At 33.4% G+C, this 13486-nt stretch carries 12 protein-coding genes; all 12 read right to left on the bottom strand.

Translation table 11 applies throughout. The annotated features are described in order from the left end of the window. Positions 1-42: 42 nt before the first annotated feature. The gene (locus tag I6F49_RS10510; RefSeq protein ID WP_197180318.1) at positions 43-735 is read right to left on the bottom strand and encodes a GNAT family N-acetyltransferase; all 693 of its coding nucleotides are present in this window, start codon (positions 733-735) and stop codon (positions 43-45) included. Further along, positions 719-1333, bottom strand: a complete 615-nt coding sequence (locus I6F49_RS10505) for a sugar transferase (RefSeq protein WP_197180316.1) — start codon at positions 1331-1333, stop codon at positions 719-721. The genes I6F49_RS10510 and I6F49_RS10505 overlap by 17 nt, the downstream gene beginning before the upstream one ends. After that, positions 1326-2552 carry a glycosyltransferase family 4 protein gene (locus I6F49_RS10500; RefSeq protein WP_197180314.1) on the bottom strand — a complete coding sequence of 409 codons (1227 nt, stop codon included), beginning with the start codon at positions 2550-2552 and terminating at the stop codon, positions 1326-1328. The genes I6F49_RS10505 and I6F49_RS10500 overlap by 8 nt, the downstream gene beginning before the upstream one ends. Next, positions 2549-3427: a glycosyltransferase family 2 protein gene (locus I6F49_RS10495; protein ID WP_197180312.1), complete on the bottom strand. Its 879-nt coding sequence runs from the start codon at positions 3425-3427 to the stop codon at positions 2549-2551. The genes I6F49_RS10500 and I6F49_RS10495 overlap by 4 nt, the downstream gene beginning before the upstream one ends. A 465-nt stretch (positions 3428-3892) precedes the next feature. Continuing rightward, positions 3893-4987, bottom strand: a complete 1095-nt coding sequence (locus I6F49_RS10490) for an EpsG family protein (RefSeq protein WP_197180310.1) — start codon at positions 4985-4987, stop codon at positions 3893-3895. 268 nt (positions 4988-5255) lie between these two features. Next, positions 5256-7004, bottom strand: coding sequence for an asparagine synthase-related protein (locus I6F49_RS10485; protein WP_197180308.1), 1749 nt, complete (start codon positions 7002-7004; stop codon positions 5256-5258). A gap of 2 nt (positions 7005-7006) precedes the next feature. Next, a complete protein-coding gene (locus tag I6F49_RS10480; RefSeq protein WP_197180306.1) occupies positions 7007-8443 on the bottom strand; it encodes an MOP flippase family protein in 1437 nt (478 codons plus the stop codon). A 76-nt stretch (positions 8444-8519) separates the two neighbouring features. Beyond that, positions 8520-9560 carry a TDP-N-acetylfucosamine:lipid II N-acetylfucosaminyltransferase gene (locus tag I6F49_RS10475; protein ID WP_197180304.1) on the bottom strand — a complete coding sequence of 347 codons (1041 nt, stop codon included), beginning with the start codon at positions 9558-9560 and terminating at the stop codon, positions 8520-8522. Further along, positions 9550-10680, bottom strand: a complete 1131-nt coding sequence (gene rffA / locus I6F49_RS10470; protein ID WP_197180302.1) for a dTDP-4-amino-4,6-dideoxygalactose transaminase — start codon at positions 10678-10680, stop codon at positions 9550-9552. Before rffA ends, I6F49_RS10475 begins: the two co-directional genes overlap by 11 nt. Before the next feature lie 2 nt (positions 10681-10682). Beyond that, complete coding sequence (locus tag I6F49_RS10465) at positions 10683-11381, bottom strand: GNAT family N-acetyltransferase (protein WP_197180299.1); 699 nt, start codon at positions 11379-11381, stop codon at positions 10683-10685. Next, positions 11381-12256, bottom strand: coding sequence for a glucose-1-phosphate thymidylyltransferase RfbA (rfbA, locus tag I6F49_RS10460; protein WP_197180298.1), 876 nt, complete (start codon positions 12254-12256; stop codon positions 11381-11383). Before rfbA ends, I6F49_RS10465 begins: the two co-directional genes overlap by 1 nt. A 1-nt stretch (position 12257) precedes the next feature. Further along, entirely contained in the window at positions 12258-13361 is a 1104-nt protein-coding gene (gene rfbB / locus I6F49_RS10455) for a dTDP-glucose 4,6-dehydratase (protein WP_197180296.1), read from the bottom strand. Between the last annotated feature and the right edge of the window lie 125 nt (positions 13362-13486).

Below are 13486 nucleotides of genomic sequence, written 5' to 3'. Positions count from 1 at the left end.
TAAACTTAAACTTAAACTTAGAATAGAACTCTAAAAGCATGCTTAGTTACATTTCATTATATATGACATCCAGGTATTAGAACCTTTGAAATCAAAATTATTCTTTGAAAAAAGAATAATTTTTTTATCTAATACTGATATAAGTGCACCAATCAAATGTTCTGGAAACTTGTCATAGTTTATTACGTATGTTTTATCTGACGGTTTACCTATTGACCAAGTCGCACCTTCAAATCTAATTTTAGAGTAGCCTATATCTTCATAGCATTTGAAATAATCAAATTGTGTAGAACTCAAATCATTTGAAAAATTTTCTTTTAATACAGTAGATTTATACGTAACCGAATAAACTTTGAAACCGAGTGAAGAGTACCAAGCAAAGGCATTTTCATTTCTACTATCAACCTCTAAAGCTAAACATGCACCTTCCTCACGAGCCATCGACTGATAATATTCAAACAACTTCTTTCCATAGCCATTTGACTTAGAGCTATTCTTAACTACGATATGGTTAAGAAACAAGCAACCATAAGCGTTTTTAACCTGAATAAAAGCTTGAAGATAACCATCTAAATAAATCCCGTAAAACTCATCATTAAGAATGGACTCAGCAATAATAGATATACAAGATTCCGTCTCATATATTGAACCAATTAAAAGCTTCCTATCATAAGAATCTTTCATTATCGCGTATATAAAATTAGATTCAGACTCATCATCAATTTTTCTTATCATACGAGCCCCTTTCTTCATCAAAATCTTTCATGCTCGAGCTAGGAGAAATAATGATACCATCTTTTTTAATCACTTTTAAAATGGTCATAATTAGTATTCTTAAATCTAAGAGGAATGTTCTATTTTCAACGTACCAAACATCAAGTGCTAATCGTTTATTCCAACAAACTGTATTTCGACCGTGTACTTGCGCCCAACCTGTAATTCCTGGTCTGACATTATGACGTAATAACTCTCTTTTAGAGTAATAAGGGAGATATTTTACAAGTAGAGGTCGAGGCCCCACTAAACTCATATCACCTTTTAAAACATTATAAAGACCTGGGAGTTCATCAATGCTAGTAGAGCGTATAAACATTCCAAATTTAGTCATACGTTGTTCATCAGGAAGTAAATCCCCCTGTTCATCTTTATCGCTATTCATGCTCCGAAACTTCATCATTTTAAACACTTTTCCGTCCATACCGGGGCGATCTTGAGTAAATAATATAGGAGCCCCAAGTTTTAAGCGAATCAAGACTGCTACAAAAAATATTACTGGAGCTAAAAAAAATAAAGCCAAAAGTGAAATTAGAATATCAAAGATACGTTTAATCATTTATAGAATCCATTAATGTTTTCTCTATTCGTGCAGCCATTATATCTCTTGAAAAATGTTCATATGAGAGAGTTTTGCAACTTTCTACAGCCTTACTATATTGTGCTTTGTCATTTAAAAAACGGGAAATACTTATAGCTGCATTTTGGTAATCAGTGCTATCTATAGCTAAACCACAGTGATACTTTTCTATTAAACTTTTTTGCCAACCACCATAGTTTATAGCTATAGGTGTTTGTGCAGCTAAAGCATCAAATAACTTATTTGCAGAATTATGCCACATCTCAATAACAGGTCCAAAAAGGGATAAAGATAAGTCTGCAGCCGATAAAAGCTTGACAATCTCAGTTTTGGGCACAGGTGATAATATATAAAGGTTTTTATTCAAGACCCCAGCTTTGTTAGCTTCAGCTATAACTTCTTCTTTTTCCATGCCGTCTCCAATAGCTACAAAGCATAGATTAGGATCAAGTTCCTGAGAAGCTTTTGCTAACTCAACAATATAACCAACCTTATTAATCATACCAAAGGTTCCTGTATATACTATTAGCTTTCTTCCATTAGTAAATGCCAAATCACTCTTTAAGTAGTTAGCGCCTATCTTCTTATCCACGTCAAATAAATCTGTATCACAACTGTTAGTAGCTAACGTTACTTTATTGACACTTATGCCCTTACTAATTACACCTTCACACATACCGGGAGATAATCCTATAATCCTTTTTGAATTTCTATAGGTATACTCTTCTAACCAAAGAGCAAACTTAATTATATACTTGTTTTTAATTGCCCCTGTAGCTATTGGTAATTCAGGCCAAAGATCTCTCACTTCAAAAACTAATGGTTTGCTTTTAATTTTAGAGTAGATTAGTCCCGGAATAGCAATTGTTAGCGGGGTGCTTGTGGCAAGCACAACATCAGATTCAACTGAAAGTGACTTGAATATTGACCTAAATGAAAAATAAATAAACTTCCAAATACGAATAATAAAGCTATCTTTATTTGAATAATCTAAATGCAAAACATGAAGCTTAATCCCTTCAATCTCTATATAATTCCAGCCTTTTTTAAAAGTATAATTATCTGAAAATGCAGCTGAAGAAGTAACGAAAATAACATCATGCCCATTTATTACGAAACGTTTAGCCATCTCATAAGAGCGAGTACCTGTATTTGATTCTGGAGTTGCAAAATATTGATGTAAATAAATTATTTTCATGAAAAAAACCTTTTGAGCCAGCGCTTGAAACCATTTGAGTCTGGTAAAATTGGATAACCTTTATGAAGTGAGTAGAATAGTACATATAACATTTTATAAAAACCAATCCGTCTTGCCCGGCTAATACAAGAGATTGTAGATATTTTCTTAGCCGGGCAAAGGTTTTTAGCAATAAAAGTATTATAATTGCACAAGACATCAAACCTAGAATCAACAACCTCTTCAGAAAATATTTTTGTAAGGGACGTAGAACTTTCAACAACACAATAAATGGTATCTGAAGAAACTTTAAAGTTCCTTCCCATAACTCCAGTTTTTAAAGAGAACATAACATCATTAGACGCAATAACCTCATCGAATTGGATATTGTGTTTATATATCAGTTCAGATTTATACAATTTACTCCAAGGCACAAAGAATTCATACCTAATAGCTTCATCTTTTTTATTTAAGTAACTTGTAACTAGATCGCTATATTTGGTATGCCTTAAAGATTTTTTTCCATTTTCGTTAACACTAGTTGGAGGAAAATATACAATATCAAAATCAAGTGTTATATAGTTAAAGATAATATCAAATGCGCCGCTGACAAAATAATCATCACTATCAGCAAACATAATAAACTTACCTTGAGCTAAAGATAACCCATAGTTTCTTGCTGCCCCGGCCCAACGATTTCCTTCAGTTTGTAAATAGTACTTAATTTCAACATGGTTATACTGTGCAAGAATCCAAGAAATAGAAGCACTGTGATCATTAATGATAATAAGCTCAATTCTATCTGATTGGGGTATGCTTTCTACAAGTTTGATTATTCCTTTCTCATCGTTGTAATAAGGTATTATTATTGATAAATCATATTTTTTAATTATCATTCTGCGAGCCTACTAGATGTGAATTTTCAATTGATGTAAACATAAACATTAATATATATGTCAATTTAGACATTTCAGTAATGGGTCGGTAAATTAACCATGCCACTACATTTCCCTTGCAGTACTTATTGCTTTATTTCTAGCTAAATAAGACCCTGGTTTTCTTCTATTTAAAATTGAACAGCTAGCTAGGATAACAAGCGCTTTTAGTGTTTTGTCATTAAGTGCATTATTTTTCGGAGGTAATTACCAAAGCAAATACTTTAATTAAATTTCCGACTCTATAACGCACTATTAATCGACTTTAAGCATTTTCTATGTTTGGGTTTATTAGAATTTGTCTCTTTAATAAGTCATTATGAAAAACACTCCATGTTTAATCTCTTTTAATTTATCTTAACAAGTAGATTCGGAGCATCATAGCGCATTCATTATTCATACAAAAAAAACATCCCACGGATGAAATTACACGCCTTTAGTTCGATATTTACTACTATTATAAAGACTATAAGGAGAATAAGAAAATTCGGGGAGTCCATCGTTGTTTAAATTTCTAAGGTACTTTTCATTAACTATAAATCTCACAGAAAAGAAGCTAAACCATAAACACAATAAAAAGACAGATAGAATATGCGGTTCAAATTTAAAGGAAGAAATATTAAAAACTTTTCTTTCAAAAGAAAAATAAAATAAAACTACTAATAGAATATAATATACCCTGTAAGCAATATCAGAAAAAGAATAAGCAAACAAAGCTAATGAAAACAAAAGTAAAGTTAAATAAAACTCTAAACTTATATTTTCACTGCAAAAAAAAGAAAACCACGAAATAAGTAATATACAAACAACTCCTAAAGGAATTTCAAATGCACTTAAATTTAACAAATCATAATTTTCGACTTTCCTCTGAACTAGATCACCAAAAATAACAAAACCACCTACCCCGACCAAAATAAATAAAATAACAAAAAACATATAATAGCGAAGTTTTATTTTTAGGGAACAGAGTAAGATAGGCAAAAAAATTAACGAACTAAGATGAGAGCATAAAGCTAAGATGTAGAAAATTATACTTTTATGACTACTTTTGCTCATTACGCGTAGGGAGCATAGAAAAAACAATACAGCGAACGACGCTCTTAATATATTAAAATGAAACTGTAGATAGAAAATAGTTAAATATACAGCAAGAAAAAATGACCTGTGGTACATATTTTTTGTTGCATAAGATAATAAAAGTATTTGCAAAAATGAGATAACAAGCAAGAACCCCGTGTAACCAAATAAATCATCAAATATTAACTTGTAAGGGTACATAATTAAATACAGTACAGGTTCTGCATTCCTTAATTGTAGAAATAAGTTTTCAAGGTCAATTAGTGAATCATATTGTAATTGATAACTATAAGTATCTTGCCCAACATCACCTCTTAAGCCTGCAAGCAGAAAAAGAATAGCAAAAAAAAGAAAATAACAAATACTTTGGTACTTGCTTTTTTTTCTACTAGCTAAGTAAAGAATAGAGAAAAGCAAAATAGTTATAAAAAAATAAAAAATCATAAAATCTCTAATTGAATAAGACATCGTAATATTACGACCATATGCAACATTAATCATTAAATATTAAAAGTTAGCACTTAGCACTCGGCTCTATAAATATAACTTTATACTATTGCTCATATGAAACGAATAATCACCACAATAGTAGCTTCGCATACATATTTTTTAAAGCAACTGAAAAACTGTTCTAGTGTATTTCCATTTCAAACCAACCCTTCAATTTTACGCGTTTATTTAGGCGGTTAGCAATCTATAACAGTGTTTCAAATTATTTTTTTCTATTTTTAACATGCTTTAAATAAATCTCTAATGTTGCTGCTCGTAATATTTCATTACTATTATTCTTTAGCTTATTATTCAAATGAGGATTCAAATATACCTCTTCAAAATCTTGATCTGTCAACTTTTGATAGCAAGAATCTTTTCGATTAAGAAGTTTCTTTAATTCTGAAGCTACTTCAGGAGAGCGAATCCAAGCTTTATAATCTGTATACCCCGCCGATGATTTTATACCTACCAACTCTCTTAAATGTCTTACTATTTTATTAAGCGCCCGTGTGAGTACACTTTTTTTGATTGTTAAGCCTGCGGGTTTACCCGTTTGTTGCCAAGGAATATCTTTAAAGAACTTAGGAAAAAACTTATGAAGCATCGCTGCGTATAATTTATTATTTAACCGATACTCATCAGGAAGAGAGTAGATCAACTCAACACAACCATTATCAAAAAATGGTTTACGTTGCTCTAGAGCGATTAGGGAGTTAACAGTACCCATATTAATTAACCGTCTGCCCCGCGACATAAATAAATATGGATCTATATGGTTAATATTATAAAAATCAGAATCGAAATTTTCATCCTTAGTATTATGGTAATAAGATTCAACAATGTTTTTATTTATTTTTCTATTTAGATAGTTATCATTTTTAAAATAGCTACCACCGAAAATTGCATCACCTAAATAACCATTTAAATTGATATCAACATTACTAGCAATATCATCAATAAACTCGCCACCATGCATATGCATCATGTCTTTCATACCATCGGTATTCCAAACTTTTTCAAATCGTGGCTTAAACCAGTTTTTATCGGTAAAATGGTATTCTTTGTGGTTCCAATGTGATTTTGAAACCACCGTTTTAGCAATAGTAATATCATCACAGCCACCAATACCGAATGTAAATGCACTACCTTTATAATCAGGATATAAATGTTCAACTGCCGCAAAAATAACCCTTGAATCTAAGCCACCACTTAAAGTGATACCTATCTTTTCTTTAGGATCGAATCTTCGCTCAACGGCTTGAATAAAACGGTTACCTAACTCATTAACAGCGTCATCAAAAGATATGGGGGATGGCTTTATTTCTGCCCAAGTCCAATAATGGTATTGAGAAACAGTGTTTTTTTGTAAGTCTAATGAAATCACGGTTGCTGGTTTAATTAGCTTAATATTTTCGAACCAAGTGTGTTCGTTTAACAAGTAGCCTAAATCCATAAAGCATTCAAAGCTTGTTGAGTTTATTGTTTGATCTATATTATCTAAAGATAAAATAGCTTTAACCTCACTAGCCCAAGCAAACTGTCCTTTGTTCCAATACCAATAAAGCATTCGCATACCGTAGCGATCTGAAATCAACTTAACTCGTTTTTTATTTTTATCATAAATAGCAGCACAAAAATAACCATCTAATTTATTTAAAAAGCTATCTAATAAATTTTGTTGGTAAACAAATAATAAACATTCACTAAAGCTTAAACTCTCTTCATAGCCGAAGTAACCAGCTAACTCTACATGGTTATAAGCCTCGCCTTCTATCCAGACAAAAACGTCATTACTTTGAACGGGCGAATTTTTTTCGCCTATTTTATTAAGGTGCACACGAGAAGCCGCTATTGATTCATCTTTAAACAAATCATCTTTTTTAAAGTGCGGGTAAAGCATCATTGACTCTTGAACTGTCTCAATGTGTGCAGATTGATTTTTTTTTGTAAAACCAAATATTCCTGGCATAACTATTCCTTTTTAAAGCTTTTAAGCAAGGGTTTTTCAACTAAAAATAAATAAGGAGCATAAAGCATTAAACAAACAACGCCTGCTAATAATATTCGTAGTATAGGCATTTCTAACTGAACGAAATCTACAAACTGTTTTGCAAACCAGGCTATTGTTATTGTCACGATAAAAACTTTAATAAAATGTAAAGAAATACCCAAATAAGAAATTCGCCCTATTTTAGCGATTAAAAAATGCCAAATCATACCTACGGTTACTGATAAAGCTAGCAGAGCAAATGCTACTGCTTCAACAGTCTTGAAATATAAAAGAACGACAAAAAGCGTAATAGAAACGCTAAAAGCCCAAAAAATATTCCACCAAAAACCTATATCTGCACGTCCTAAAGCTAAAATTAAAGCACCACCAGGATTACCTAACGCTTTTCCAATTCCTACAAATGCTAACACTGTCACTAATATGGCCGTTTTTTCCCAACCTTCCCCAAAAACGATCAAAACAACATCACTTGCAAAGAACGACAGAAAAGCCAAAATAGGCACAGTTAATAAACTCAACACTTTAACGCTCAAATTGTAGTATCTATTTAAAGCTTCTTGATCATTTTGAACTTTTGCATAAACTGGAAATGCAACCTTATTAATAACAGGATTGATTTTGGCCAATGGAAATATGATTAGCTGCCACGCCATATTGTAAAAACCAACAGCCTGAAAGCCAATCATTTTTCCAATCAATAACTTGTCAATATTCGCACTAACATAATTTACAGACTTTTCACCCATTTGGAATAAGCCAAAAGAATAAAAGCCCTTCAGTTCGCTGTGTTTATATGAGAAGGTAGGGACGTGATGGTTTTTCAACCCCAGATATAAAAATAATACACTTGAAGCAAGCGCTTGTGTAAGCATGGCAAAAACTAATGCATACACTCCCCATCCACTATAGGCAAAATAAACAGCTACTATAAAAGAAAAGAATGCTGTAAACACTTCGATTTTTGCCATTAAATTAAACATCAGTTCTTTTTGACATAAAATACGATACTGGTTACCCAAAGCAACAATAATAAAAACAGACGAAAGTATCATAAGAAGATTAGTCAGCCTTGCCTCTCCATAAAAAGATGCTATTAATGGCGCTAATATAATTACGATTATCGCAAGTAAGATACCAGATAGAATGTTAAGCCAATATAAGCTAGACAACTGACTATTGCTTATTTTTTGCCTATGAATAATTGCATTACTAACACCCATATCCATAAATGCTTGGGAAAAACCAATAACAACCATTAAAATAGCCATTAAACCAAAATCGGTAGGCTCAAGATAGCGTGCTAATATTGACAACTGTAATAGTTGCAATATTGTTACTATCACCATAGACACAGTTGTCCATTTCACGCCGGAAATAGCATTATTTTTTAAAGACATGAGTAAAAAAACTAAAAATATACATATAAATCAACTATAAAGGTTACTGTTAAATATTAATTATACTGAAACTGAATTATCCAAAGAGCATCTTTAATTGATCGAGATAATTAGACTTAGAAAAGTACTCTTTCACAATATCAATATTTTTATTTTCTTTTAAGCAATCTAAACACTCTAGTTGCTCAATATCATTAATTTTAATACCTTTGTCTTTAAAAAATTTCCATTGAGTTGTATCCCTCCTGATATAGACCGTTTTACCTAATCCTAATAATGTAATAGTATTGCCCATAGCTTGTTGTCGTTTATGATTAAATATTGCTATATCAATTGAGCCTAAAAAAACAAGGTAATCTTTAAAAACCATAAATTTAGTTAACGGTTTAAACTTATCACCAAACCATTCCTTACCTTGCGTTATTACCTGCTGAGCATGCTCTTTGGAACCATATGATAAAGGTACAAAAATACATATATTTTCATTTTTAAAAGGCAATAATTTTTCAAGCGCTTCTATATGGTTATTACTGGGATCTGCCGAATTACCAATTTGAATGTTAATGCTCGTGCTTTTAGTTTCATGCACATTATAATCTTTGTATAAGTTGCTCTTATACATCAAACATTCTTTATACTTGCCTTTAGCGCCATACCACTTTCTTGCAAGAGCAACATCACCTTCAATATAAGTAACTAAATACCCAACATTACCAATGACTTGTCGTCTTAAAAGCTCCTTAATTTTCCATCTAAAATTTTTAATGCCAATCTGGTATGCGTATAAATCAGCTCCCCATATAACCCAATGACACTTTTTAAGTAGCCATGGAGTGCAAAATAAAATTTGCACAAGCTTGATATCAATTAAGCTATGCAGAATAACTTTATCGGCTCTGTGCATTTTTATTATTAAGTTCAAGTGATATTTTAACTTTGAAAAAGTCGTATACCCCGCCATGCTGACATTATCACTTTGCTCAAGCTCATCATCAGCCATTCCGTTTTTAAGTAAAAATTCATGCTCATCACGATTAAAATGTTCATTTATAAATTTTATATATGGCGGAATAAATTTATCGCAGCTCGCGACATGTAAGATTTTTTTACCCCTCAAGAAAAAACTCCGTTACTGATTCAACGACTTTATCCTGATCAGCTTTGGTCATTCCAAAGTATAGCGGCAAACGTACTAACTTGGCGCTTTCAACCGATGTATGCAAGTCATTGCCAATGAATTTACCAAATTGCTTACCAGCAGGACTTGAGTGAAGGGGTATATAATGAAAAGGGGTAACAATATTATTTTCTTTCATGAAAGAGATGAATCTAACTCTCTCCTCGCTAGAGGCTAATTTTAAATAAAACATATGTGCATTATGCTTTAAATTACTAGGAATGTACGGGAGCTGCTCTGGCCGCAATAACTTACTAAACTCAGTGTAATAGTTATTCCATAAAGACAAACGAAACTCATTTATCGCATTAGCAGACTCTAATTGCGCAAAAAGGTAAGCAGCCTGCAGTTCACTGGGTAAAAAACTTGAGCCGATATCTTGCCAAGTATATTTATCAACTATACCGTGTAAAAATTGACTTCGATTAGTGCCTTTCTCGCGAATAATCTCAGCTCGAGCAACCAATTTAGGGTCATTAATTAATATTGCTCCGCCTTCACCACCCGATGAATAGTTTTTAGTCTCATGGAAACTATAGCAACCAATATGCCCTATCGCCCCTAAGGCCTTACCTTTATATGTAGACATGACACCTTGTGCTGCATCTTCGATTACCCAGAGTTCATGTTTTTCAGCAATGCCTAATATAGCATCCATTTCACATGCAACACCAGCGTAATGCACGGGTACTATCGCACGAGTTTTAGATGTGATAGCTGCTTCGATTAATGATTCATCTATATTCATGGTATCGGAGCGTACATCAATGAAAATGATTTTCGCACCTCGCAGTACAAATGCATTTGCGGTAGATACAAACGTATACGAAGGCATGATGACTTCATCACCTTCTTTTATATCTATTAATATTGCCGCTAATTCCAATGCAGCCGTACATGAAGGCGTAAGCAATGCTTTTGCTGTATTAAAATTTTCTTCTATCCATGCTTCGCATTTCTTTGAAAACTGGCCATCACCACATAACTTATCTGATTGGATAGCTTGCTCTATATATTTAAGCTCACTACCAGTTTTAGGGGGAATATTAAAAGGGATCATTTTTAAACCTGTTTATAAAACCAATATGAAATATCAGCGATAGCAAAACCAGCTTTGCTATATAAATTTGCGGCTGAAATATTACTTGTTTGTGTAGCAACCTTAACAGCTGTTGCTTTTTTGGAAATGCAATAATCTTGAACTAATTCAAGTAACTTTTTACCAATTCCTTGACCTTGAAAGGGCTCCGCAACCCCGATAAGCCCAATAGTTGCCTCTTCCCCCCTAATCCGGATAGTTACAAAACCGGAAATGGAGCCTTCACTTTTTAGAACTAAACAGCAATCATCAAATTTAGATAAAACGGCATTTTCCGCCCACATTTGATAGAAATTATCTCTTTCTAATGAGGAAAACCATGGCTCCCTAAATCGGCTATTTACATATAAATCACTGACAATTAGTTTAAGCTCATCAATAGAGCTCTTTGTTGCTAAATAAGCATTAAAATCTGTTAGTGATGCAGGCTTTACAGTTACAGGTAGTGCCTTTTTAAAAACCAGCTCACCTTCTACAAAGCTAAACCCATGTCTATTTATAACATCTAAACAGGGGTAGTCCGCAGAGCCAATTTTTATAGTTGTGAGTGATTTCTTAGGCCAATCGTAGCTTGCAGTTTCAATAGCGGGTAACTCAAACGAAAATATTCTCCGATTGAAAAACTGGCTATCCCACTCTTTTAGAATAAAATTCTTATGCATTACTTTGATGTTAAATCCATTAAATACTGACCGTAGCTATTTTTCAACATGGGTGCAGCGAATTCTTCCACCTGATGTCCTGTTAACCAGCCATTATTAAGGCCAATCTCTTCTAAACAGGCGATTTTATAACCTTGTCGCTTTTCAATGGTTTCAACAAACTGCGCGGCTTCCAATAAGCTCTCGTGCGTACCTGTATCTAACCATGCAAAACCTCGCCCCAGTATTTCAACATTTAGCTTATTTTGCCTTAAATACATTTCATTAAGACAAGTGATTTCCAACTCACCACGATGAGATGGCTCTACTTGTTTTGCCATAGTAACAACTGAGTTATCGTAAAAATAAAGCCCTGTTACAGCAAGATTTGATTTTGGTTTGGTTGGTTTTTCTTCGATAGAAATCGCTTTTTGATTCCCATCAAATTCTACAACACCAAAACGCTCTGGGTCTTTTACTTGATAACCAAAAACGGTTGCGCCTTGGCCATTTTTTGCATTTTGTACTGCATGCTTTAATTTAGGACTAAAGCCTTGACCATAAAAGATGTTATCACCCAACACTAAGCATACGTCATCACTACCAATAAAGTCTTCACCAAGTATAAAAGCTTGAGCTAGTCCATCTGGGCTTGGCTGTACTGTATAACTAAGCTCAATGCCAAACTGTGAGCCGTCACCTAATAAGCGTTTAAATGAATCAATATCTTCAGGCGTAGTAATAATTAACACTTCGCGTATACCGGCTAACATTAACACCGACAGCGGATAGTAAATCATCGGCTTATCGTAAATTGGTAATAACTGTTTTGATACACCCAGAGTGATAGGGTAAAGACGAGTGCCTGAACCACCCGCTAGGATAATTCCTTTCATATTATTTTCCTTGTAGCGCTGTATCAATTTCGCCAAGACGCTCACGTTGATATGAACCATCCTGTACATTTTGGCACCAGCTTTGGTTATTTAAATACCATAGGACAGTTTTACGCAAACCTGTTTCAAAAGTTTCAATTGGAGTCCAATCAAGTTCTTTACTCATTTTTGATGAATCAATGGCATAACGTCTATCATGTCCTGGGCGATCTGCTACATACGTTATCTGTTCTGAGTACGGGGTATTTTTAGGCACTAAAGTGTCTAAAATACTGCAAATACTTTTAACAACTTCAATGTTTTGCTTTTCGTTATGACCACCAATGTTATAGGTTTCACCTATTTTACCTTCAGTAACTACCTTATATAAAGCTCGAGCATGATCCTCAACGAATAACCAATCTCTAATCTGGTCACCTTTGCCATAAATAGGTAATTCTTTACCTTCTAGCGCATTAAGTATTACTAAAGGTATTAATTTTTCAGGGAAATGATATGGTCCATAGTTATTTGAGCAATTAGTTACGACTGTAGGAAAACCATACGTACGTAGCCATGCACGAACTAAATGGTCACTCGACGCCTTACTTGCTGAATAAGGACTGCTTGGTGCATAAGATGTTTGTTCAGTAAACAGAGGTAGCGCTTTACCTAACCCATTACCTACTTGCTCATCTGGGTGAGGTAAATCTCCATATACTTCATCCGTTGAAATATGATGGAATCTAAATGCTTTTTTCGCATTAACTTCTAAATTATCCCAATAACAACGAGCTGCTTCTAATAAGTTATATGTACCCACAATATTAGTTTGAATAAAATCACTCGGCCCTGTAATTGAGCGATCAACATGACTCTCTGCAGCCAAATGCATTACTGCATCAGGCTTATGTACTTTAAAAACTCTGTCTAATTCTGAACGGTTACAAATATCAACGTGTTCGAAATAGTAACGGCCAGACTCATCTGCATTTGGAAGAGATTCTAAGTTTCCTGCATACGTTAACGCATCAACGTTGATTACACTATCTTGAGTGTTAGAAAGTATGTGACGAATAACGGCGCTACCAATGAACCCTGCGCCACCAGTTACTAATATTTTCACAAAAAATGCCTTTATATTTTGGAAATCATCTGTGGGATAGCTGGTTTTATACAGCCCGGAATATGATTTATTTCAACAAAATATCTCAGTCATTTTATTAAGCACTGAGACACTTTTTTCGATAT

The organism is Pseudoalteromonas sp. SWN166 (assembly GCF_015864485.1).
Classification (GTDB): domain Bacteria; phylum Pseudomonadota; class Gammaproteobacteria; order Enterobacterales; family Alteromonadaceae; genus Pseudoalteromonas.
The sequence above is the reverse complement of the archived record's forward strand: the minus strand, read 5'-3'. Positions and strand labels throughout refer to the sequence as shown.

Coding starts and splice junctions, on each gene's coding strand:
- I6F49_RS10510 (WP_197180318.1), bottom strand. CDS start 735: ATGATAAGAAAAATTGATGATGAGTCTGAATCTAATTTTATATACGCG.
- I6F49_RS10505 (WP_197180316.1), bottom strand. CDS start 1,333: ATGATTAAACGTATCTTTGATATTCTAATTTCACTTTTGGCTTTATTT.
- I6F49_RS10500 (WP_197180314.1), bottom strand. CDS start 2,552: ATGAAAATAATTTATTTACATCAATATTTTGCAACTCCAGAATCAAAT.
- I6F49_RS10495 (WP_197180312.1), bottom strand. CDS start 3,427: ATGATAATTAAAAAATATGATTTATCAATAATAATACCTTATTACAAC.
- I6F49_RS10490 (WP_197180310.1), bottom strand. CDS start 4,987: ATGATTTTTTATTTTTTTATAACTATTTTGCTTTTCTCTATTCTTTAC.
- I6F49_RS10485 (WP_197180308.1), bottom strand. CDS start 7,004: ATGCCAGGAATATTTGGTTTTACAAAAAAAAATCAATCTGCACACATT.
- I6F49_RS10480 (WP_197180306.1), bottom strand. CDS start 8,443: ATGTCTTTAAAAAATAATGCTATTTCCGGCGTGAAATGGACAACTGTG.
- rffA (WP_197180302.1), bottom strand. CDS start 10,680: ATGATCCCTTTTAATATTCCCCCTAAAACTGGTAGTGAGCTTAAATAT.
- I6F49_RS10465 (WP_197180299.1), bottom strand. CDS start 11,381: ATGCATAAGAATTTTATTCTAAAAGAGTGGGATAGCCAGTTTTTCAAT.
- rfbA (WP_197180298.1), bottom strand. CDS start 12,256: ATGAAAGGAATTATCCTAGCGGGTGGTTCAGGCACTCGTCTTTACCCT.